At 44.6% G+C, this 21,894-nt stretch carries 28 protein-coding genes; 26 read left to right on the top strand and 2 right to left on the bottom strand.

Annotation, left to right across the window (positions count from 1 at the left end; translation table 11 throughout):
- Positions 1–317 precede the first annotated feature (317 nt).
- The 8 genes from mnmH to AACT52_RS05100 all read left to right on the top strand — a co-directional run bounded on the left by mnmH (position 318) and on the right by AACT52_RS05100 (position 9,926).
- On the top strand, positions 318–1,388 hold the full coding sequence (mnmH, locus tag AACT52_RS05135; protein WP_073629631.1) for a tRNA 2-selenouridine(34) synthase MnmH: 1,071 nt from the start codon (positions 318–320) through the stop codon (positions 1,386–1,388).
- Between the two features lie 401 nt (positions 1,389–1,789).
- The gene (nfi, locus tag AACT52_RS05130) at positions 1,790–2,455 is read left to right on the top strand and encodes a deoxyribonuclease V (RefSeq protein ID WP_073629629.1); all 666 of its coding nucleotides are present in this window, start codon (positions 1,790–1,792) and stop codon (positions 2,453–2,455) included.
- Positions 2,456–2,773: 318 nt separating this feature from the next.
- A complete protein-coding gene (locus AACT52_RS05125; RefSeq protein ID WP_073629627.1) occupies positions 2,774–3,661 on the top strand; it encodes a CPBP family intramembrane glutamic endopeptidase in 888 nt (295 codons plus the stop codon).
- A gap of 76 nt (positions 3,662–3,737) precedes the next feature.
- Entirely contained in the window at positions 3,738–4,463 is a 726-nt protein-coding gene (locus tag AACT52_RS05120) for a GDSL-type esterase/lipase family protein (protein WP_073629625.1), read from the top strand.
- Positions 4,464–4,583: 120 nt separating this feature from the next.
- Complete coding sequence (locus tag AACT52_RS05115; protein WP_073629624.1) at positions 4,584–5,096, top strand: hypothetical protein; 513 nt, start codon at positions 4,584–4,586, stop codon at positions 5,094–5,096.
- A gap of 448 nt (positions 5,097–5,544) precedes the next feature.
- The gene (locus AACT52_RS05110) at positions 5,545–7,725 is read left to right on the top strand and encodes a cation:proton antiporter (RefSeq protein ID WP_073629622.1); all 2,181 of its coding nucleotides are present in this window, start codon (positions 5,545–5,547) and stop codon (positions 7,723–7,725) included.
- 28 nt (positions 7,726–7,753) lie between these two features.
- Positions 7,754–8,386: a hypothetical protein gene (locus AACT52_RS05105; RefSeq protein WP_233153859.1), complete on the top strand. Its 633-nt coding sequence runs from the start codon at positions 7,754–7,756 to the stop codon at positions 8,384–8,386.
- A gap of 163 nt (positions 8,387–8,549) precedes the next feature.
- Positions 8,550–9,926, top strand: a complete 1,377-nt coding sequence (locus tag AACT52_RS05100) for an AMIN domain-containing protein (RefSeq protein ID WP_337251571.1) — start codon at positions 8,550–8,552, stop codon at positions 9,924–9,926.
- An 80-nt stretch (positions 9,927–10,006) separates the two neighbouring features.
- Here the strand turns inward: AACT52_RS05100 and AACT52_RS05095 are convergent, their stop codons facing one another.
- A complete protein-coding gene (locus AACT52_RS05095; RefSeq protein WP_073629618.1) occupies positions 10,007–10,549 on the bottom strand; it encodes a DUF3172 domain-containing protein in 543 nt (180 codons plus the stop codon).
- 396 nt (positions 10,550–10,945) lie between these two features.
- On the opposite strand from AACT52_RS05095, the gene AACT52_RS05090 reads away from it, so the two are divergent.
- Positions 10,946–11,767 carry an ABC transporter permease gene (locus AACT52_RS05090; protein ID WP_073629616.1) on the top strand — a complete coding sequence of 274 codons (822 nt, stop codon included), beginning with the start codon at positions 10,946–10,948 and terminating at the stop codon, positions 11,765–11,767.
- A 70-nt stretch (positions 11,768–11,837) separates the two neighbouring features.
- On the opposite strand, the gene AACT52_RS05085 is transcribed toward AACT52_RS05090, so the two are convergent.
- On the bottom strand, positions 11,838–12,314 hold the full coding sequence (locus AACT52_RS05085) for an NAD(P)H-quinone oxidoreductase subunit N (RefSeq protein ID WP_073629614.1): 477 nt from the start codon (positions 12,312–12,314) through the stop codon (positions 11,838–11,840).
- A gap of 879 nt (positions 12,315–13,193) precedes the next feature.
- Between AACT52_RS05085 and rplC the strand changes: the two genes are divergently transcribed.
- The 17 genes from rplC (at position 13,194) to rpsE (ending at position 21,862) form a co-directional block, all read left to right on the top strand.
- The gene (gene rplC / locus AACT52_RS05080; RefSeq protein WP_073629612.1) at positions 13,194–13,835 is read left to right on the top strand and encodes a 50S ribosomal protein L3; all 642 of its coding nucleotides are present in this window, start codon (positions 13,194–13,196) and stop codon (positions 13,833–13,835) included.
- Positions 13,836–13,903: 68 nt separating this feature from the next.
- A complete protein-coding gene (gene rplD, locus AACT52_RS05075; protein ID WP_073629610.1) occupies positions 13,904–14,536 on the top strand; it encodes a 50S ribosomal protein L4 in 633 nt (210 codons plus the stop codon).
- Positions 14,529–14,843: a 50S ribosomal protein L23 gene (locus AACT52_RS05070; protein ID WP_073629608.1), complete on the top strand. Its 315-nt coding sequence runs from the start codon at positions 14,529–14,531 to the stop codon at positions 14,841–14,843. Before rplD ends, AACT52_RS05070 begins: the two co-directional genes overlap by 8 nt.
- A gap of 4 nt (positions 14,844–14,847) precedes the next feature.
- On the top strand, positions 14,848–15,711 hold the full coding sequence (gene rplB / locus AACT52_RS05065; protein WP_073629606.1) for a 50S ribosomal protein L2: 864 nt from the start codon (positions 14,848–14,850) through the stop codon (positions 15,709–15,711).
- Between the two features lie 120 nt (positions 15,712–15,831).
- A complete protein-coding gene (gene rpsS, locus AACT52_RS05060) occupies positions 15,832–16,110 on the top strand; it encodes a 30S ribosomal protein S19 (protein WP_073629604.1) in 279 nt (92 codons plus the stop codon).
- A gap of 99 nt (positions 16,111–16,209) precedes the next feature.
- On the top strand, positions 16,210–16,575 hold the full coding sequence (gene rplV, locus AACT52_RS05055; protein ID WP_073629602.1) for a 50S ribosomal protein L22: 366 nt from the start codon (positions 16,210–16,212) through the stop codon (positions 16,573–16,575).
- A gap of 38 nt (positions 16,576–16,613) precedes the next feature.
- Positions 16,614–17,381: a 30S ribosomal protein S3 gene (rpsC, locus tag AACT52_RS05050; RefSeq protein ID WP_073629600.1), complete on the top strand. Its 768-nt coding sequence runs from the start codon at positions 16,614–16,616 to the stop codon at positions 17,379–17,381.
- Positions 17,382–17,501: 120 nt separating this feature from the next.
- Entirely contained in the window at positions 17,502–17,927 is a 426-nt protein-coding gene (rplP, locus tag AACT52_RS05045) for a 50S ribosomal protein L16 (protein WP_073629598.1), read from the top strand.
- 3 nt (positions 17,928–17,930) lie between these two features.
- Positions 17,931–18,164: a 50S ribosomal protein L29 gene (rpmC, locus tag AACT52_RS05040; protein ID WP_073629596.1), complete on the top strand. Its 234-nt coding sequence runs from the start codon at positions 17,931–17,933 to the stop codon at positions 18,162–18,164.
- A 6-nt stretch (positions 18,165–18,170) separates the two neighbouring features.
- Positions 18,171–18,419: a 30S ribosomal protein S17 gene (rpsQ, locus tag AACT52_RS05035; protein WP_073629594.1), complete on the top strand. Its 249-nt coding sequence runs from the start codon at positions 18,171–18,173 to the stop codon at positions 18,417–18,419.
- A 52-nt stretch (positions 18,420–18,471) separates the two neighbouring features.
- Positions 18,472–18,840 carry a 50S ribosomal protein L14 gene (gene rplN / locus AACT52_RS05030; protein WP_041036069.1) on the top strand — a complete coding sequence of 123 codons (369 nt, stop codon included), beginning with the start codon at positions 18,472–18,474 and terminating at the stop codon, positions 18,838–18,840.
- On the top strand, positions 18,840–19,196 hold the full coding sequence (gene rplX, locus AACT52_RS05025; RefSeq protein WP_073629592.1) for a 50S ribosomal protein L24: 357 nt from the start codon (positions 18,840–18,842) through the stop codon (positions 19,194–19,196). The genes rplN and rplX overlap by 1 nt, the downstream gene beginning before the upstream one ends.
- Before the next feature lie 100 nt (positions 19,197–19,296).
- A complete protein-coding gene (gene rplE, locus AACT52_RS05020) occupies positions 19,297–19,845 on the top strand; it encodes a 50S ribosomal protein L5 (protein WP_073629590.1) in 549 nt (182 codons plus the stop codon).
- A gap of 20 nt (positions 19,846–19,865) precedes the next feature.
- Positions 19,866–20,267, top strand: coding sequence for a 30S ribosomal protein S8 (rpsH, locus tag AACT52_RS05015; RefSeq protein WP_073629588.1), 402 nt, complete (start codon positions 19,866–19,868; stop codon positions 20,265–20,267).
- Between the two features lie 93 nt (positions 20,268–20,360).
- Positions 20,361–20,906: a 50S ribosomal protein L6 gene (gene rplF / locus AACT52_RS05010; protein WP_073629586.1), complete on the top strand. Its 546-nt coding sequence runs from the start codon at positions 20,361–20,363 to the stop codon at positions 20,904–20,906.
- A 2-nt stretch (positions 20,907–20,908) separates the two neighbouring features.
- The gene (rplR, locus tag AACT52_RS05005; RefSeq protein ID WP_073629584.1) at positions 20,909–21,271 is read left to right on the top strand and encodes a 50S ribosomal protein L18; all 363 of its coding nucleotides are present in this window, start codon (positions 20,909–20,911) and stop codon (positions 21,269–21,271) included.
- A gap of 66 nt (positions 21,272–21,337) precedes the next feature.
- Entirely contained in the window at positions 21,338–21,862 is a 525-nt protein-coding gene (rpsE, locus tag AACT52_RS05000; RefSeq protein ID WP_041037869.1) for a 30S ribosomal protein S5, read from the top strand.
- Positions 21,863–21,894 lie beyond the last annotated feature (32 nt).

Raw genomic sequence — 21,894 nt, 5'->3', positions numbered from 1 at the left:
TTTCTCAGACATTACCATTTTCCGATTTTGCTGTATCATATCGAACATCAAACCTCATTGTTGCATTCAATAATATTACGCTGCCAATAAGCAACCAATGGGAGTGATAGTAAATTTTAGAGGTAACTACATCTGTCTTAGGTTTGATTTTAAAAACAATTGCCGAAAAGAGCAAAATTATACCCTTCCACACATCAAGTTATGGAAGTGTCAAAATCGAGAAAGATGATGCACATTTAATTTGCCCAGCATCTAAAGACAATGAGGAAGAGAAACAGGCTTTCTCAATGCATGAATTTTGAATTTAGAATTGCTTAATGCCACCTTTACCCAGATACACTCAGCAACCTTGGACAGAAACATACAGTGAAATAATTGATGTTCGTTCAAGCAGCGAATTTGCGGAAGATCACATCCCTGGTGCGATTAATTTACCAGTGCTAGATGATGAAGAACGCGCCCAAGTAGGAACGATATACAAACAAGTATGCCCCTTCACCGCCCGGAAAATCGGTGCTGCTTTGGTTTCAAAAAACATCTCCCAACATCTCACTCAACATTTTGCTGAAAAACAAAAGGACTACCATCCTTTGCTTTACTGCTGGCGGGGTGGACAACGTTCCAATAGTATGGCTTTGGTGCTGACGCAGATTGGTTGGCGCGTGACGCTACTTGAAGGCGGCTACAAGACTTATCGCGCGTATGTCCGCAACCAATTGGAACATCTGTCAGAAAAATTCACTTACCAGATATTATGCGGTCTCACTGGCAGTGGTAAAACCCATATTTTGCACCAAATGCGCCAGTATGGTGCTCAAGTTTTAGATTTGGAAGCTTTAGCTAACCATCGCGGTTCTTTGCTTGGCGAAGAATGGGAAGGAAAACCTTCACCCCAACCCTCTCAAAAATATTTTGAATCGCTGTTATTGCAACAACTGCAAAGCTTTAATCCTGCTGAAACTGTGTGGTTAGAATCAGAAAGCAACAAAATTGGACAAGTTTATTTGCCGCCGTCTTTGTGGGAAAAAATGAAACAGGCTAGCTGTGTAGAAATTCACCTACCTATTACCCAAAGAGTCCAGTTTCTCTTACAGGAATACCCACATTTAACAACTCATCCCGATATTTTAAAAGCCAAGCTAGAGAAACTTAAATCCCGCTATGGAAAAGAAAAATTAAGCGAATGGTATCAGTTGATTGATGCTGGAAAATGGGAATTCTTCGTACAAGATATGTTACAGTTCCACTACGATCCAACGTATAGTAAATCCATGAAACGGGACTTTACCAAAGTAGAGCGATCGCTATCCATACCTGATTTATCGAATACCAGTCTTGATACTTTGTTAGATTCTCTTTTGCCAAATCAGGTGACAGCAAATTTGTAAAGCATATCTACCAAATATAAATAGTATGAGATGCGTGACACTGCCTTAACGCATTTATACTACTTTGCGACGCCAGTCGCCTCCGTCGGGAAAGCCCTTCGGGTGAGTCCTGAGCCCTGAGTCCTTACGGACACGCTGCGCGTTGGCGGAGCCTGCGCTTTGCGCTTACGGGCACGGCTTGAGGCCGAACGGACACGCTACGCGTTGGCGGAGCCTGCGCTTTGCGCTTACGCCAGTCGCCGTGAGAGCGGGAGACCCTCCTGCAGCGCTGGACTCACCGTCATTCGCGCTGGCTCGTCTGGCTTTGCCCGAAATTATTTTTATTGTGTCATTATAACCGTAAATATACCGTTATGAGTCACAATTTTGCCAGCCACAAAATTTAAACTCAAGCTATAAATATGAAGATTTCTCAACGTCATCCTTGGCCTTTGACAGTAGATGAAGCTATCAAAATTCAAGAAAAGCTAAAACATGAAGTCATAACTGAAGACAAACTCAAAGAACCTGTGCACTACGTAGCAGGGGTAGATATGGGTTTTGAAGCAGATGGTACGATTAGCCGTGCAGCCGTAGCGGTGCTAAGTTTTCCTGATTTGCAGCTGCAAGAAACCAGCCTCGCACGCCGTCCTACAACATTTCCCTACATTCCTGGGTTCCTTTCATTTCGGGAAATACCCGCAGTCTTAGACGCACTCGAAAAGATTAAAACAATACCAGACATTATCCTATGTGATGGACAGGGAATCGCCCATCCTAGAAGATTTGGCATAGCTTGCCATCTAGGATTAATTGTGGATATGCCTACAATTGGTGTAGCAAAATCGTTGTTGGTTGGTAAGCATGAGGAGATCCTAAACACACGAGGTAGCTGGCAACCATTAATACATAGAGGAGAAACAATTGGAGCAGTTTTACGGACGCGAGTAGGAGTCAAGCCAATCTACGTCTCTAGCGGTCATAAAGTCAGTCTACCAACAGCAATTGATTACGTATTGCATTGCACAACAAAATATCGGTTGCCAGAAACAACACGCATTGCGGATAAACTAGCGTCTAATAAATAACGGTAAAACTAGCGAAGTTCTTGTGGACAATGGTTGAAGTGGGTGGTAAATCAGTCACCCTAGTACCGCAAGGCGTTCGTCAAAAGTCAAAAGTCACGCATTCAAAAGGCTGATTCTGTGAGCTTTTCGCGCTATGAGTGAATGGTGAACCAGCGCCCTTTGGAGGGTTTCGCGCTCTCACGGCGACTGGTGAACCCGAAGGGTAGCTTTATTTCCGCCGTCGCGTACTAGTAGCTGAGATGCAAGAACTTGCAGGCGATCGCAAAGGTGCCAGTGCCCCTTGGGCAATCCCTACTACGCATAATATCCTTATAATTTATGACTCCTGAAAATATCAATCATCCATTTCTCCATCTCAAGGTTCGTTCTTTGCTGCTGCGGCTTTTACTCATATCTATCGTTCTTGGGATTGGGCTAGGGGTGATTCAAGCCACTAGTGGCTTAAAATTCAACCCTCAAGTTTTGAATTTAATCCTTTACATCTTCGTGTTCGGATTACTTTGCCTCTGGACACTGGCAGACTTTAAGCGCTTAGGAGTTCACCTCAGCTATGTAGTCGGTCGTTTGCCAAACAACCATAGATGGTTGCCGATGGTTGGCTTAGTCATTCTGTTAATCCTGTTTTCGATGGGTTCCTACCTAGTACTGTTTTACCTACTGTCATTACTGGCTCCATCATTTATAGAAGCAATCTTACGCGACGTTGCCAACAACCCAACACCTCAAAGGAATGCGTCACTGTTGTTCAACCTGCTGGGAGCTATTGTATTAGTAGTGGTTGCGCCAATTACTGAAGAATTCCTTTTTAGAGGGATTATTTTGCAGCGCTGGGCAACCAAATGGGGCATTCGAGCAGGATTGTTAGGTTCGTCGCTGTTGTTCGGAATTGGGCACGCGAATGCCGTGGGATTGTCTATGGTTGGAATGATTTTGGGGGTGCTGTATATCAAGACACGCTCGCTCATCGTGCCGATCGCCTGCCATGCTTTGAATAATTCTTTTGTAGTGGCAATGGAACTGTTCTCAAATGGCTCGAAGACTCTGTCAGCCGTGAACAGGTTAGAACAATTACGTTATAGCTTGTGGTTAGGTATCCTGTTTATAGTTCTCTCACTACCTGTACTGGTACGCTTCCTCTCTCAAAACTGGCCGCGCAAAAATGCACCCGTGCCTTACTTCATCAACTCTTTTCAAAAAGAGTCGTGAAAGAACAAGAAAAGTAATGCTCAATGGTATAGATATGTATAGAATTCTATAGAGATTTAAAATATATATTTTAAAGATGCAGACATTTGAAGCAAATTCCTCAATGCATCTGTCAGTTGTGCCAAAACGTTCCCAGCCTCTAAAGATTGTCGCGCTAGGAGATAGTTTAATATATGGATTTGGCGATCCAGAAGGAGGTGGCTGGGTCGAGAGACTGCGACGGTGTTGGATGATACCTGACAGCGCCGGTCATGTTCTTTATAATTTGGGAGTGCGGGGCGATCGCATCCTGCAAGTAGCGCAAAGGCTAGAAGTAGAATTTCGCCATCGGGGCGAACTGCGAAACCACGTTCCCGACTTGATTATCCTGTCGGTAGGAGTCAATGATTCAGCACGGGTAGGTCGTCCAAATGGACGAAACTATACAGATTTTCCCGTTTTTGAATCGCAAATTGCATCTTTGCTTGATCAGGCGCAGCAACTATGTCCAGTTTTATTTGTAGGAATGGTCCCAGTTGATGAAGCTAAGATGCCATTTCTGGATTGCTTGTACTACAATCACGCTGACCAATACCGCTACAAAGAAGCTCTTAAAGTCGCTTGCACCGAACGGGGGATTCCTTATCTCGATATTTTTCAGCAATGGATAAATCGCGGTGAAGCTTGGAGACTCAAACGCATAAGCAACGACGGTCTTCACCCTAATACTTTAGGGTATCAAACTCTGTTAGAGGATGTGATGAATTGGGAAGCTTTTGCTTCCTACAATTACAGTTCCTCCTACCAACTCAGTTCGTCATAAGGATATCACTGCTTTAAAGTTGTCCATTTTGTTGTATGTCAGCTTATTGCGGAAAACAGTATAATATGCACCAATAGAATTCTGGTACTCGTAGAATAAGGGTGTTAGGTGTAAGAGCAGATGGCAGTTAATAATGGATTGATTCTTACGCTCTTTATTCTGATTGCAACAAGTCTAGCTATTGGCTATGGTTTCGGCGTGAAAGCTCGACGTTTACCCTTTACGGCAGAAATTGGGTTTAGTCAGAAGCAATGGCAATTTCTGCGATGGTGGGTCAAGTTAGCCTTGGTTGTTGGAGTTTTATTACCTATCTGCTTGTTAGTTCTGGCTTGGAAGCAACCATCTTCATGGGTATTCTGGGGGAGTTACCTATTGATAGTAGCCGTGCAACTTATCTGTGAAAGTGTCTTTAGTCGCTGGCTAGTGCCAAGTATTGTTGTACCCATTGGTTTTTTCTACACAGCTTTTCGGTTATGGCAACTGCTAGATGGATTCACACAATTAACATTTTCCTCTTTGACATTGGTAGGTTTTGGCGTTGTTGTGTTGTTTTGGGTTGCTAACTTAGTAATGTTGATGGTGATGGCCATTCCAACGGTCTTTGTTGGTTCCGAGTCAATTTCACAATCTTGATTTCGGTGTCGGCTCAATAAGTCGGGGTACCAAGGTTCAAAGATACACAATGGTAATTCGGTAAAGCTCCAATCATACTGGCAACGCGAGCAAAAATCCCAACCGATCAATGTCAATTCTCTTCGCCATTAGTTGCGTTGTTACTGCATGGCACAAGTTATGATAAATCTGAACTGATGGCAAGCCAAGCAGAAAATTAAGTTCTCAGTGTAGTTCCCAAACAGCACAGCTACACAGTTATTCACTGCTTCATACAATCCGTAATCATTTATATATATAAAAAGAAAAATAACAGCAAATCACCGATGATATTTTGAACTGTGTGTTAATAACAATTAACATCCAATCTAAGCACTAAAACATCCTAATTTAGCCAGAGAAGGTTGACAGATTTCAGCGATATAAAGAATCATCTTAGGAACACCGGATAGTCGCTTGTGAGGAAAACATGCACACAGTTGTTCTTGTTCTGGTTGAGGTAGTGATTGTTATTGGACTGTCACGCCTAGTAGGGCTTGCCTTCCGGTGGATTAACCAACCACTTGTTATTGGAGAGATTGTTGCTGGGATTATGCTCGGACCATCTCTTTTTGGTTTGGTTGCTCCGGGGTTAGCAGCTGCCTTGTTTCCACCTGAAACAATTCCCTTCCTCAATGTGCTGTCTCAGGTAGGGCTGATATTTTTCATGTTTTTGATTGGGTTAGAGTTAAACCCCAAATACCTGAGTGGTAATTTAGAAGTAGCAATATTAACGTCTCACGTCAGTATTTTAGTACCGTTTTCACTGGGAACGCTGCTAGCGGTACTGCTGTATCCTTTAGTTTCTAATGCTAGTGTCTCCTTTACCGCCTTTGCTCTGTTTTTGGGTGCGGCGATGTCGATTACCGCTTTTCCGGTATTGGCACGTATTATTACTGAGAACAACTTGCAAGGAACTCGTTTGGGAACTTTGGCGCTGACTTGTGCAGCAGTGGATGATGTGACCGCTTGGTGCTTGTTGGCGGTGGCGATCGCCGTCGCACATACTGGTAGCATTGTCAAAGCTATCCCCACCATTGTCTATTCTCTGATCTACATCGGTTTGATGGTGACAGTGGGGCGAACTTTCTTGCAACGCCTTGCCACGTACTACCGCCGCACCGGACGCCTTAGCCAATTTGTTCTAGCTTTGATTTATGTGGGAGTGGTGGCTTCTGCCCTGATTACTGAACTGATTGGCATTCACCTCATATTTGGAGCGTTTTTACTAGGGGCAGCCATGCCCAAGAATGCAGGTTTAGTGCGGGAATTAGCAGTCAAAACAGAAGATTTTGTGCTGATAGTTCTGCTACCAGTGTTTTTTGCTTACAGTGGTCTGCGGACGCAAATTGGTTTGCTCAATCGTCCAGAATTATGGGCACTGTGCTTTGCTGTGCTAGCAGTCGCGATCATAGGTAAATACGTTGGCACCTATGTAGCAGCTCGCGTCAGTGGCATAGATAACCGAGAAGCCTCAGCACTCGGTTGGTTAATGAATACTCGCGGCTTGACTGAGCTTATCGTGCTAAATATTGGTCTGAGTCTCGGAGTGATTTCGCCCCTACTGTTTACCATGCTAGTAATTATGGCATTGGTAACAACATTTATGACCTCGCCACTGCTAGAGCTAACTTATCCGAAAAAGCTCATTAAGTTAGATATGGTTGAGGAAGAACCAGAAGAAACAGGTGTAGATACTTCTACTGATGAAGAGTCTCACAGTCGTCCTTACAGAATTTTGGTTCCAGTGGCAAATCCCAGTAGCCAAAAAGGTTTGATGCAGTTAGCTATAGCAATTGCTGTCAACTACCAACAACCCGCCGTTATTCATCCCCTGAGTTTGATTGAACTCGAAGAAGACTATGCATTTAGAAGTACCCCGCAAGAAGCAGATAGACTGATTGCAGAGCGCCGCCAACAGCTAGAAGAATTGATTTCACGTCTAGAACCATCAGAAGCACGTTCCTATGTACATCCTATTGTTCGCATATCAAACAATGTTGCACGGGAAACAGCACAGATTTCGTTACTTAAACAAGCTAATTTAATTCTAGTGGGATGGCACCGCCCAGCTTTTAGTCAAAATCGCTTGGGTGGACGAGTCGGTCAAATTCTCACCACTGCGCCAGTGGATGTGGCAGTGTTTATAGATCGGGGAGAAGAGCGTTTAGAAAGCTTGTTGGTTCCTTATTCAGCAAACATTCATGATGATTTAGCACTCATACTTGCTCTGAGATTGCTAGTCAACCGCCAAACCTGTCGTTTGGTGATTTTACACGTGGTGGAAGATAATCAAGTCAAAAATGAACTCAGTTACGAGTTTCACAGCATCATGGAGCAAATGCCTCAAAGTTTACGCGATCGCATTGACATTCAAATAGTCGAAGCCACAGAGCCAATTCAAGCCGTAGTCGCAGCCTCAGAAGCCGTTGATCTCACCATTGCTGGTACTAGCCGCGCTTGGGGTATCGAACGTCACACCCTAGGACGATACACAGATGAACTTGCCATTAAGTGTCGCTCCTCAGTGCTTATTACCCGTCGCTACAGTCAATTCACATCTCACCTTGCCTCGGTGCTTTCTAACGATAAATCAGAAGTCAAAAGTTAGATAAATCATGGATTATGAAATATGAATTATGAAACCAGGAAATTTTCTTTTTCATCATTCAACATTCATAATTCATCATTTTTTATTCTTATCATCACCCTACATTTCCATTAATATGCATCATTTAAACTTAAAATCCCTAACCTTTTATGGTGTGGCAATAACTTTAGTTCTGCTTTTGTTTAAAGTCGTAACTGCTTATGGAGAAAGCAGCCTCAAAGCACCCCCCGCAATGAAAAGTCGTTATGGTCTTGTGTTTAATGAAAATTTCCCAATATGCGATAAATCAAATATCCTGGTATTAAATCTTCAACAGTCAGGAATTTACTTAAATGGATTTTTACTTCCAGCTAGCTCTTACACCAAAACTTCCAAATTATCTGAAACTACCTCTTCTCTGACAGGTAGACTTGAAAATCGACAATTGAGTTTATCTGGAAAAGCTCCCAAGTACATCTTATGTAATCTTCCAACTTCTCAAACACAAGCAAACATCAGTCAAAAAGATAATTCCTCTATTCCAGTTAAGATACAAATCCAACTGACGGATAAAGAAGATTTAAGAGGAGAAATAAATGTGAGTGGCACTTCCAAAGCAATTGGATTAACAGCAATACCACAAAAGGAAAATGAACAATCTGAGCAGTCAAACAGTCATTAACTGCACATTGGTAATTAGCGATAGAAATTCTTGCCTCGTATGCAGTAGATTTCTTGCAAAAATCAGATTTAGAGCTACTTGGAACCGCAGATGGACATAGATAAACACAGATAAATTATCTGGGTTCAATGCTTTGTGCATCTGCGGTTTCATATACACAAAAATGACTTTTGCAAGAGGTCTAGTAAAAGTAGGTAGGGCATTCGCCCTACATTTGAGCGTACTACCATCCGACACCTCTGGTAGAAGCGACAAGCAAAAAAAACAGTTGTCATGGACAATTGTGGATGAGTTTTGTGGAGCAGTGAGGAGTATGGATAAGCGATTAATGAATAAGCATTTTTTCCGGTTTTGCAAGTATCTGTTTCGGGTTTGCTTATTTGGCTTGTATGCAACAATGCTTTACGGCAAGACTTTAAGCGTCTACGCCCTTGAAACTGGCAATAGTACCAAAAAAACTAATCGTAGTGTAGCGCCAGTAGTTAAAAAAACTAATCGTAGTGTAGCGCCAGTAGCTAAAAAAACTAATCGTAGTGTAGCGCCAGTAGCCAGACTGGAAGATTGGCGCTTTTACCCAGAGGCATTACAACTAGAAATGTCTCTCTCAAGAGCCTCACAGCCGCGCCACTTTTACCTCGCTCAACCCCCGCGCATTGTTATAGATTTACCAGGTACTAAGTTGGGCAGAATTCCCACCCAGCAAAATTTCTCTGGACCAATCCGAACCATTCGCGTTTCCCAACTCAACGCAGATGTCACTCGTATTGTCATGGATGTAGCACCAGGAACTGTCATCGATCCAAACCAAGTGCAACTGCAACCCATTTCCAGAGAAAATCCCAACCGTTGGGTATTACGTCCCTTAATTGCTAGTAACGGTACCTATTTACCTCAAGGAAACTTGCCATCTCTACCAAGTAACACACCACTTGGTGTGTACAATCCGCCACAGCCACCAGGTAATTTACCATCTGGTATGTACAATCCGCCTCAGCCACCAGGTAACTTACCATCTGGTATGTACAATCCGCCTCAGCCACCAGGTAATTTACCATCTGGCGTGTACAATCCGCCTCAGCCACCAGGTAACTTACCATCTGGCGTGTACAATCCGCCTCAGCCACCAGGTAACTTACCATCTGGCGTGTACAATCCGCCTCAGCCACCAGGTAACTTACCATCTGGTATGTACAATCCGCCTCAACCTCCAGGTAACTTACCATCTGGTATGTACAATCCGCCACAAGCTGCCGATTTCAGCGTACCGCCACCATTAACAACCCTACCCCCGACTAGCACTAACTTTCCACAAACACCATCTGTGCGAGTACCGCCTTTCACTCCTAATAATCCCTCTCAACTCCCTAGTTCTATTGTTCCCCCACCCTCTTTCCCATATCAGCCCAGAAATTCTAACAACAGTATTCCTTCTGTGGGTATGCCAAATTTTCCAGTCCCAAACGCCCCCAGCTATCCACCCAGTTCTCCCAATTCTGGAGTAATTGAGTTTGGTGAACCCTTTCCCAACCCCACTAGGTAAAGTGAAGAAAGAAGAAAGAAGAACGAAGAAGGAATATAATGCTAACTCTTCTTTCTTCCTTCTTCTGTCTTCGTTCTTTTCTAGAATTTCTCTGTTTCCAGTGTTGGAGCAGATGCTCCTGGAGTATTGATGAAGAAGTTTTTCGCATCATCGTTCTCGTAGGTGCAGCTAATGTCGGGTTTGTCGCTGTTCAAATCACCCGCATAAGCAAAGTGGTTCAAACGATTTTTGCATTCGCTCACCTGGTTTGATGTCACAAGCTTTCGTTGCTCTAAAATCGCCCAGTTACTCGAACGTAAAACACATCCCGGACGCATACTAGGCTGACCGACGTAAACTTTAAAGGGGTTGAGAGTTACAAACAGTCTGGTGTCCATGACCATAGCGCTGGCTCCATACTGTACGCAAATCTCAGCATTTGGTGCTTTGGTATCAATGAATTCTCGGCTAGCTACGTTGTTTGGAGTAAAGGTAGCCGTGGAGCTAAAAGCAATACCAATCCCAATACCCAAAACAAACACCCCTCCCAAAATTGCTATGGTGGTGAAATTAAAGATAGGGGATTGCAAAATAGAGGGTTTAGGAGTAGTAGTAGCCGTTCTACCAGTGGATTTTCGTCTCATTTTCGCTTAATCAACTTTACGCTTTGGACAGCAGGGAGTGGGTTCAACTGCTCCCCTTCTTTCAGTATGCCGATTCTTGAGTGTCATTGTCTGTAACTTTTTCTCTTATGTTCCTATTAATTGGGATTCATCAGCAAATCCGCGTTCCATTCAGGCTTAACTTTAACCATTGTTTATATCTACAACAATTGCCATGCATTTTTCGTCTATTGGTTAATTCAAAATTCAACTTTTAACCAAGTATTTAGTCATGAGTCGTTAGAGTAAATAGTTACCATGTACAAATGGTACTGATAAATTGGCTGTATAAGAGCTTTTTATTACCTTTGATACTGGTGTCGTCAAGAAATGTAAAATAAAAATTAAGAAAATATTAATACATACAGTACAAGTAAAGTGACATTTCAACGAGCCTTGGGCAAGAGTATAAAAATCTCACAATTTCAAACCCTTGTAGCCGATAGCCTCACAATTTTTTGGGGGGATTGGCTAGACTTACGTGTACGAATTGTACAAATTGCCTCGTCGGGATTAATATCTCCACTGATATACATTTTGGCTTTTGGTTTCGGTTTAGGTAGTTCCATTAAACCAGGGGCAGGAATTAGTGGTAATTATGATAACTATTTAGAATTTATTTTGCCGGGGATGGTAGCGCTGTCGTCGATGACGGTCAGCTTTGTTGGAACAACGTTTTCCATCTGCGGGGACAGACTATTTACCAAAAACTTCGACGAATTATTGCTCGTCCCCGTGCATCCCCTAGCGCTACATACAGGTAAAATGCTGGCGGGAGTGACGCGGGGATTGATGACTTCGCTGGGTGTGATTTTGGTGGCGCTGCTCTTTACTGGGAATTGGAATTTTCTCAACCCGTTGTTTGTGTTGATACTGGTGCTGAGTTGTGCCGTTTTTGCCGGGTTGGGAGTCATTGTGGGTTTGACGGTGAAATCTCTTGAATCAGTCGGACTTTACAACAACTTTATTATTATCCCTATGTCATTCTTAGGAGCAACGTTTTTTGACCCGAGTACATTACCAACAGCCTTGAAATTCGTAGTTTACTTGTTACCCCTGACTTACGCTAGCATCGGATTGCGTGCAGCTGTTTATATGCCATTGTCTCAGTTTCCTTGGTATAGCGTGCCAATTTTACTGGTGATGGCGATCGCTCTTTCGCTTTGGGGTGCTTACGTCTTTTCCCACCAACAAGACTGACACTCATGGGTGTAGCTTACAGGTTACAGGTTACAGTTTTTCCCTGTACCCTGTACCCTGTACCCTTGTCCTAGCTAGCTAAAACGGTCTTTTGTAAAGGCGTCCAACGGAAGGCGCGATCGCCACCCCTCTCAATCACCACTTTCACTCGTGGTTCCAAGCTGGGTAAGGTCACCAAATACTCAACTTCCTGATCGGAAAGAATATGCCCTTCAATCAGCCACAATACCAAGCCCTTTGACTTGGGTGGGAGCTGTTCGAGCTGATAGCTAACAATGGGCGGTACGTAGTACACATAACCTACTGCCGCACCACTACCAGTGCTTTTTTTGCCAAGATGAGGAGGTCTCACACCATGAACTCCTGTAAGATAGGCAGCCACATCTCCCAATCCTTTTGCACTCATATGGTGGGTGACATAGCCTGCTGCACGCAGTCGGCGTCTGTACCGACCTTCAAAACCTCCTTCCAGAGGTACATACACACCAAGAGAGCCGAATTTCTCCAGATCACGAATTAAACCGTTGCCAGTGGTAATTAGTGCCATAATTTGATTTTTGTCCTATCCCACTTCGATATCTCTATTATTTACCGTTAAGCAATAGATTAAGTTCTACAAATTAACTTATGGGCTATATTAAATCTTTCCGTATATACCAGCCGTCTGCATTTTCCTTTTTTGTCCAAAAACACCAGAAAAATTTGTAGACAAATATAAATAGATGAGCTATATTATTAGATCGTGGTCAAAAATAAAATTAGGTTATCGTCTGACTGTCATTTCTAGCTGGTGTTAGCATCAAAAACTGATCATTGAATTCCATATGGAATAAAATAGCAGAAATTGCTAAGAGACTGGTAAACTAGAAAAGCTGCGACGACAACTTGGGAGTGGTTAGTTAAAAAACTAATGCTTGCCTTAGGGCATAAGCAGCATTCACTCCTGAAGCTCACAACAAGGCAAAACCTTAAATAAGCTTGAATTATTGTTTAAGGTAGCGGATAAAGTAGAAACTGAGCAGTAATGTTGGTTTGTAGCATTGCAGAAGTCTCAGTGAATGGATACTGGGCAGCTAGCTGCACAAGTCCTACTACAACAAAGACGTGCCAGAGCAATTGCTTGGACAGAAGCATTGCTGCACAAAGCGCAAAGTTATAGCGCCTTGCAAAAAATCTAGAAGTTATCTCTTCCTAGAAGGAAGGTACTTTTGGCTGTTCTGGTGACGAATAACAAGTAAACGGATTGATTAAACAGTACGGAATGTTGGGTGAAGACCCAAAGAAGTTGAATCTGTCATTACCTAAGCAGATCGACTTCACAGGTCAGTTCACAAAAAGCCGGAACTTCTCTTAACGGGAGTTGAAACAGCGTACCCGATAAGAATCGGATTCCAAAACAAGTAAGTAAAAAGGAGATCCAGTAACTGTGTCTGTAGGTATTCTCGGCACCAAACTGGGCATGACCCAAATATTTGACGAAGCAGGAGTAGCCATTCCTGTTACTGTCATTCAAGCGGGACCATGTACCGTTACCCAAGTTAAAACAAAACAGACCGACGGTTACTCCGCCATCCAAGTAGGTTATGGCGAAGTCAAGCCAAAAGCGCTGAATAAACCGCTGCTGGGACACTTGAATAAAGCATCTGCCCCAGCGCTGCGTCATTTACAGGAGTATCGCATAGATAACTCCGGTGAGTATGCTTTAGGTCAAGAGATTAAAGCAGATATTTTTAGTGCCGGTCAAATTGTAGACGTAATTGGTACAAGTATTGGTAAGGGTTTTGCTGGTAACCAAAAACGCAACAATTTTGGTCGAGGACCAATGTCGCACGGTTCCAAAAACCACAGAGAACCAGGTTCGATTGGTGCTGGTACAACTCCCGGTCGTGTCTATCCAGGTAAGCGGATGGCAGGACGTTTGGGAGGTACGCGCGTCACAATTCGCAAACTGACTGTGGTACGAGTAGACCCAGAACGCAACTTAATACTCATCAAGGGAGGTATTCCTGGTAAGCCAGGTGCCTTAGTAGATATTGTCCCGGCAACATTAGTTGGTCGTAGTAAATAGCAGTCAGCTTGCTTTTCGCTGATGGCTAGAAGTAGATAGCTGATAGCTATGAAGAGGTAGACAGAGAAATGTTTGAGTATGTAGTCAAAAATTGGCAAGGAGAACAAGTCGAACAAAAAACGTTCGACCTCAAGGTTGCCAAAGAGGAAACGGCATCTCATGTCGTACATCGAGCCTTGGTAAGACAAATGACCAATGCTCGCCAAGGAACCGCAAGTACCAAAACCCGTTCTGAGGTCAGAGGTGGCGGTCGCAAACCTTGGCGGCAAAAAGGGACAGGTCGTGCGCGTGCTGGATCTATTCGTTCACCGTTGTGGCGTGGTGGTGGTGTCATTTTTGGACCGAAACCGCGAAATTATGAGATCAAGATGAACCGCAAAGAGCGGCGTTTAGCTTTGCGAACGGCTTTTGCTAGTCGGATTGATGATTTAATCGTAGTGGAAGAATTTGGTGATCAGATCCAGCGTCCCAAAACAAAAGAGTTAGTGGGAGCGATCGCCCGTTGGGGGTCAGAGCCAGAAAATAATACCTTGTTAATCTTGTCTGAACGTACAGAAAACATATATTTATCAGCCCGCAACGTAGAAAAATTAAAGCTACTTGCTGCTGATCAGTTAAATGTTTACGATTTGCTGCACGCCGACAAGATTGTTGTGACAGCATCAGCACTCGAAAAAATTCAGGAGGTCTACGGTGACTAAATTTGACCCCCGCAACCTTCCCGACCTTGTGCGTCGCCCAATTGTCACTGAAAAAGCGACGATTTTGATGGAGCAAAATAAATACACCTTTGAAGTGGTTCCAAAAGCAACAAAACCACAAATCAGAGCCGCAATTGAAGATTTATTTGACGTCAAGGTCGAAAAAGTCAACACTTCAAAGCCACCGCGCAAAAAGCGGCGTGTTGGTAAGTTTATTGGTTTCAAGCCCCAATACAAGCGAGCTATTGTGACAGTGGCAGCTGGGGACGTAGACAAGATTAGACAAGTTCTCTTCCCAGAGGTTTAAGAAAATGGGTACTCGTTCTTATCGCCCTTATACCCCCAGTACTCGCCAAGTTACGATTTCTGACTTCTCGGAAATTACCAAAACCGAGCCAGAAAAATCGCTAACAGTATCCATACATCGCGCCAAAGGTAGAAATAATCAAGGGCGGATCACCGTTCGGCACCGGGGTGGCGGTCACAAGCGCCTTTACCGCATCATCGACTTTAAACGAGATAAGCGTGGTATTCGTGCCACAGTGACGGCAATTGAATACGACCCCAACCGCAACGCGCGGATTGCCCTTTTGCAATACGAAGACGGCGAAAAGCGTTACATCCTTCAACCGAATGGTTTGAAAGTCGGGACAACAGTTGTTGCAGGTCCAGATTCTCCCATCGAAGATGGCAACGCTTTACCCCTATCCAACATTCCCTTAGGAACCGGCGTTCACAACGTAGAATTGAAACCCGGTAAAGGCGGTCAAATCGTTCGCGCTGCTGGTGCAACTGCTCAAGTTGTGGCAAAAGAAGGTAACTACGTTACACTCAAGTTGCCTTCTGGAGAAGTCCGCCTGGTGCGCCGCGAGTGCTATGCCACTATTGGACAAGTCGGTAATCTCGATGCCAGAAACCTGAGTGCCGGTAAAGCGGGTAGAATTCGCTGGAAGGGTCGCCGTCCTCAAGTCAGAGGTAGTGTGATGAACCCAGTTGACCACCCACATGGTGGTGGTGAAGGTCGGGCACCCATCGGTAGACCGGGACCTGTGACACCTTGGGGTAAACCTGCTTTAGGCTATAAAACACGCAAGCGTAAGAAACCCAGTAGCAAGTTAATTGTCCGCCGTCGCCGTAAATCTTCTAAACGCGGTCGTGGCGGTCGTGAATCTTAGAATTTTAGATTTGAAATTTTGGATTTTGGATTGGAAATTTCATCCAAAATCCAAAATAACAACTTGGTAAATCGAAAATTCTAAATCTAAACTCCAAAATCCAAAATCCAAAATCGAATTATGGGTCGTTCTCTAAAAAAAGGTCCGTTCGTTGCGGATCATCTAATGACGAAAATTGAAAAGCTCAACGAAAACAACAAAAAAGAAGTCATTAAAACTTGGTCCCGGGCTTCGACAATTTTACCGCTCATGGTAGGTCATACCATTGCCGTTCATAACGGACGCCAGCACGTGCCAATTTTCATCTCTGACCAAATGGTGGGACACAAACTAGGCGAATTTGCCCCGACGCGTACTTTTAGAGGTCACGCGAAGAGTGACAAAAAATCAGGTAGATAGTTAAAAGCCCAAAATCCAGAGTTTAAAGTCAAAATGAGTGGCTCTTGACTCTCGAAGGACGCTTTGCAAGGGTCATCCTCTTGACAAATGGAGAAAAATATGGCAGTAGATAATACGACAGAAGTGAAAGCGATCGCCCGTTATATACGGATGTCTCCCTATAAAGTGCGTCGCGTACTTGACCAAATCCGGGGGCGCTCGTACCGAGAAGCGCTGATTATTCTAGAATTCATGCCCTATCGCTCCTGCGAGCCAGTGTTAAAGGTTCTCAGAAGCGCTGCAGCTAATGCCGAGCATAACGCAGGGCTAGATAGAACGAATTTGGTCATTACTCAAGCCTACGCGGATCAAGGTCCGGTACTAAAACGGTTCCAACCTAGGGCGCAAGGTCGTGCTTATCAGATTCGCAAGCCGACGTGTCATATCACTGTGGCTGTCGCAGCTGACAGCGCCGCAGGCGAATAAAAAATTACCTACAGAAAGAATTTTTAGAGGAAGCATTTGTGGGACAGAAGATACATCCAGTCGGTTTTCGCTTGGGCGTAACCCAAGAACATCAATCTCGTTGGTTTGCTGACCCGAGTCGCTATCCAGAACTTCTACAAGAAGACCACAAACTTCGTCAGTACATAGAACGAAAACTGGGTAGATACGCCCAAAATAACGCCGGAATTTCTGAAGTGCGGATTGACCGCAAAGCAGACCAAATCGATTTAGAGGTACGTACAGCTCGACCTGGTGTGGTTGTAGGTCGAGGTGGGCAAGGCATTGAATCTTTACGTACCGGTCTCCAGCAACTGCTGGGGAGCAATCGCCAGATTCGTATTAACGTAGTTGAAGTACAACGAGTTGATGCGGATGCCTTCTTGATTGCTGAATATATTGCTCAGCAACTCGAACGCCGCGTTTCCTTCCGGCGTGTCGTACGGCAAGCGATTCAGCGTGCTCAACGCGCTGGCATACAAGGCATCAAAATTCAAGTCAGCGGACGGCTCAACGGGGCAGAAATCGCCCGGACAGAGTGGACTCGTGAAGGTAGAGTACCTCTACACACGTTGCGAGCTGACATTGACTACTCATACTGCACGGCAAAAACTGTTTACGGAATTCTCGGTATTAAGGTGTGGGTGTTCAAGGGAGAAATTATTCCCGGACAGGAAGAAACGACTCCCGCAGCAACGACTCGCGATCGCGATCGCGATCGCCCTCCATCTCGCCGCCAACAACAACGCCGTCGCCAACAATTTGAAGACCGCTCAAATGAAGGATAAAGGGGGACTGGCGAGGCGGAGACCGGCAATTAGAGACTGAGAAAGAACCTTCCCATCCCTAATAACTAATCCCTAATCCCTAATCCCCAATCACTAATCCCTAATCCCTAGTACCTAGTCATGCTAAGTCCAAGAAGAACGAAATTCCGTAAACAACAGCGCGGACGGATGAATGGTCTCGCCACTCGCGGCAGCAGCCTCAACTTTGGGGACTTTGCTCTCCAAGCTTTAGAACCCTGTTGGATCACCTCCCGCCAAATCGAAGCTTCTCGTCGGGCAATGACTCGTTATATCCGCCGGGGTGGTAAAATCTGGATTCGGATTTTCCCCGATAAACCAGTCACCATGCGTCCTGCAGAAACCCGGATGGGTTCTGGTAAGGGTTCGCCAGAGTACTGGGTAGCAGTCGTCAAACCCGGACGAATTTTGTTTGAAATTGCAGGCGTTGCCGAAGAAACCGCGCGCGAAGCAATGCGATTGGCAGCTTACAAGTTGCCCATTAAAACCAAGTTCATTACACGCTCCCAAGAGGAACAGCAGGTGTAAGTTATGCCTCTTCCCAAGATTTCCGAAGCCAGAGAATTAACTGACGAGCAACTGGCGCAGCAAATTACCGCCGTCAAAAAGGAATTGTTTCAGTTGCGCTTGCAACAAGCAACCAGACAGCTAGACAAACCGCACAAGTTTAGACACGCCCGCCACCGCCTCGCTCAATTAATGACTGTGGAAGCAGAGCGGAAACGGGCATCTTCCTCAAGTCAACCCGCTAAAGAATCAGAGTAGAAGAGTATGGCAGTTAAAGAACGAGTTGGGTTGGTAGTGAGCGACAAAATGCAAAAAACGGTCGTAGTCGCCATCGAAAACCGCGCTCCCCATCCCAAATACGGCAAGATTGTCGTGAAAACTCGGCGCTATAAGGCGCACGATGAAGAAAATAAATGTAAAGTCGGCGATCGCGTTCGCATTCAGGAAACACGACCCCTGAGTAAAACCAAGCGCTGGACAGTGGCAGAAATCCTGACGACCAAAGCTAGCTAAACATAATTCATGAGTTGTTAGGTAGCTAACAACACAACAAGGGAGAACAATTGTGATTCAACCCCAAACTTACCTTAATGTCGCAGATAATAGCGGTGCCCGCAAACTGATGTGCATCCGCGTATTAGGAGCAGGGAACCGCCGTTATGGCTTCATAGGCGATCGCATTATCGCCGTAGTCAAAGATGCTCAGCCAAATATGGCTGTGAAGAAGTCTGATGTTGTCGAGGCAGTCATTGTCCGCACCCGACATAATATTAATCGAGACAGCGGTATGAGTATTCGCTTTGACGATAATGCCGCAGTTATCATTAATAAAGATGGTAACCCCAGAGGAACACGGGTTTTCGGACCAGTGGCACGGGAACTACGTGACAAAAACTTTACCAAAATTGTTTCTCTGGCTCCGGAGGTGCTGTAATGGTAACTCAAAAGAGAAATCAGCCGAAAGTTTTTTACAAAATGCACGTAAAAGCTGGCGATACCGTACAAGTCATTGCTGGGAAAGACAAAGGCAAAGTTGGTGAAGTGATTAAAGCGCTTCCCCAAGAGAGTAAAGTCATTGTCAAAGGTGTAAATATTAAAACTAAGCACGTTAAACCCCAGCAAGAAGGAGAATCTGGACGGATTGTCAATCAGGAATACCCAATCCACAGTTCTAACGTGATGCTCTATTCCACCAAGCAAAACGTTGCCAGTCGCATTTCCTACACCTTCACAGAAGAAGGCAAGAAAGTCAGGATGCTTAAGAAAACTGGCGAAATCATAGATAAATAGAAGCAACGAGAAGTTAGGAGTTAGGAATAAAACTCAGAACTTACAACTCAAAACTTCATTGTTCCCTGACCAAGCCCAGGGATAAAAAGGACAAAAAACTATGGCACCAATAAGACTTAAAACTGTATACCAGGAAACAATTGTCCCCAAACTGATACAACAGTTTCAGTACAAGAACATTCATGAAGTACCGAAAGTGGTGAAAGTCACGGTAAACCGTGGATTAGGGGAAGCATCTCAAAATGCCAAAGCACTAGAAGCGTCTTTAAGCGAGATTGCGCTAATTACCGGTCAAAAGCCTGTAGTGACGCGAGCGAAAAAAGCGATCGCTGGCTTCAAAATTCGCCAAGGTATGCCCGTTGGTATCATGGTGACCTTAAGAAGCGAAAGGATGTATTCCTTTCTCGACCGTTTAATCAATCTGTCACTACCAAGAATTCGGGACTTTCGCGGGATTAGTCCCAAAAGCTTTGATGGTCGCGGCAACTATACTCTAGGTGTCAGAGAGCAACTCATTTTTCCAGAAGTTGAGTACGACAGGATTGACCAAATCCGTGGGATGGATATTTCCATCATCACCACGGCAAAAACTGACGAAGAGGGTCGCGCCTTACTTAAAGAAATGGGAATGCCCTTTCGGGATCAATAAGTTCATCTAAAGAGGGAACGATGGCGGTTAACGACACAATTGCAGATATGCTCACGCGCATCCGCAATGCCAACATGGCGCGGCATCAAACAACACACGTGCCATCCACAAAATTGACTCGTAGCATTGCAAAAGTGCTGCGCGATGAAGGCTTTATTGCTGAGTTTGAAGAAGCAGGAGAAGGCGTGAAGGGCAATTTGGTGATTTCCTTGAAATACAAGGGCAAGAATCGCCAGCCTCTGATCACTGCCTTAAAGCGAGTGAGTAAACCAGGTTTGCGCGTTTACTCGAATAAAAAAGAACTACCAAGAGTACTAGGCGGTATCGGTATTGCCATTATTTCGACATCAAGTGGCATTATGACTGACCGTGAAGCACGACGTCAAAACTTGGGTGGTGAAGTACTTTGCTACGTTTGGTAGTCATGAGTCATTTGTCATAAGTCATTTGTCATTCGTAAAAGACAAATAACAAAGGACAAATAACAAAGGACAAATAACAAAGGACAAAAAGTTATGTCTCGAATTGGTAAACGCCCAATTACAGTTCCTGCCAAAGTGCAAGTGACCATTGACGGCACAAAAGTGCTTGTCAAAGGTCCTAAAGGGGAACTCTCTCGCGATTTGCCTACTCATGTCACAGTCTCCCAAGAAGGAGAAACATTACAGGTCAACCGTCGCGATGATTCTCGCACATCGCGCCAAATGCACGGTTTGTGCCGCACCTTGGTTGCCAATATGGTTGAAGGAGTTTCCACAGGCTTTCAACGTCGTTTGGAAATTCAAGGGGTTGGTTACAGGGCGCAAGTTCAAGGTCGGAACCTGGTTTTGAACATGGGTTATAGCCATCAAGTGCAAATCGCTCCGCCTGACGGCATTCAGTTTGTCGTTGAAAATAATACCAACGTTATTGTCAGCGGCTATGACAAAGAAGTGGTAGGCAACACAGCAGCGAAAATTCGTGCTGTTCGCCCACCAGAACCTTACAAAGGCAAAGGTATTCGTTACGCTGGTGAAGCGGTAAGACGTAAAGCTGGTAAAACTGGTAAGAGTAAGAAGTAAAAATGAAGCTTACAGGTAGAGAATCAAAAGAGCGTCGCCATAGACGCATTCGTGGTAGAGTCAGTGGTTCTACAGAACGCCCACGCTTAGCCATCTTTCGCTCCCACCAACATATTTATGCTCAAGTCATTGATGATACCCAGCATCATACCTTGGTGGCAGCCTCAACTGTAGAACCAGAGTTGAAATCTAAATTAGCTTCCGGTTCCAATTGCAATGCTTCTGTTGAAGTCGGCAAATTAATTGCAGCTCGCTCTCTAGAAAAAGGGATCACCAAAGTTGTCTTTGACCGAGGTGGCAACCTTTACCACGGTCGTGTCAAAGCACTAGCAGAAGCAGCTCGCGAAGCTGGTCTAGATTTTTAAAGAAGTCATTGTCATTGGTAAGCGTCTCATTGACTCATGACTTCTGACCATCACGAGGTAATTAAAATGGCAACTGGTCGTCGTAAAACTAACCGTACAAAAAAAGAAGAAACCAACTGGCAAGAGCGAGTCATCCAAATCCGACGCGTCAGTAAAGTCGTCAAAGGAGGTAAAAAACTTAGCTTCCGGGCAATAGTCGTTGTGGGTAATGAACGTGGTCAAGTTGGCGTGGGAGTAGGCAAAGCCTCAGATGTGATTGGTGCTGTAAAAAAAGGCGTAGCCGACGGCAAAAAGCATCTCATAGATATCCCCATGACCAAATCTAACTCCATACCCCATCCGATTGACGGTATCGGGGGCGGCGCTAAGGTGATGATGCGACCTGCAGCTCCTGGTACTGGGGTAATTGCTGGTGGTGCTGTGCGTACAGTGCTTGAATTGGCAGGAATTCGTAATATCCTGGCTAAGCAACTTGGGTCAAATAATCCTCTCAATAATGCCAGAGCCGCAATTAATGCCCTAGGTACCTTGCGAACCTTTGCAGAAGTTGCCGAAGACCGAGGCATTCCTGTTGAAAATCTTTACATTTAAAAATCGATATTTGTCCTTAGTCCTTGGCAAAT

It is taken from the genome of Scytonema sp. HK-05 (genome assembly GCF_963872035.1).
Taxonomy (GTDB): domain Bacteria; phylum Cyanobacteriota; class Cyanobacteriia; order Cyanobacteriales; family Nostocaceae; genus Kalymmatonema.
The sequence above is the reverse complement of the archived record's forward strand: the minus strand, read 5'-3'. Positions and strand labels throughout refer to the sequence as shown.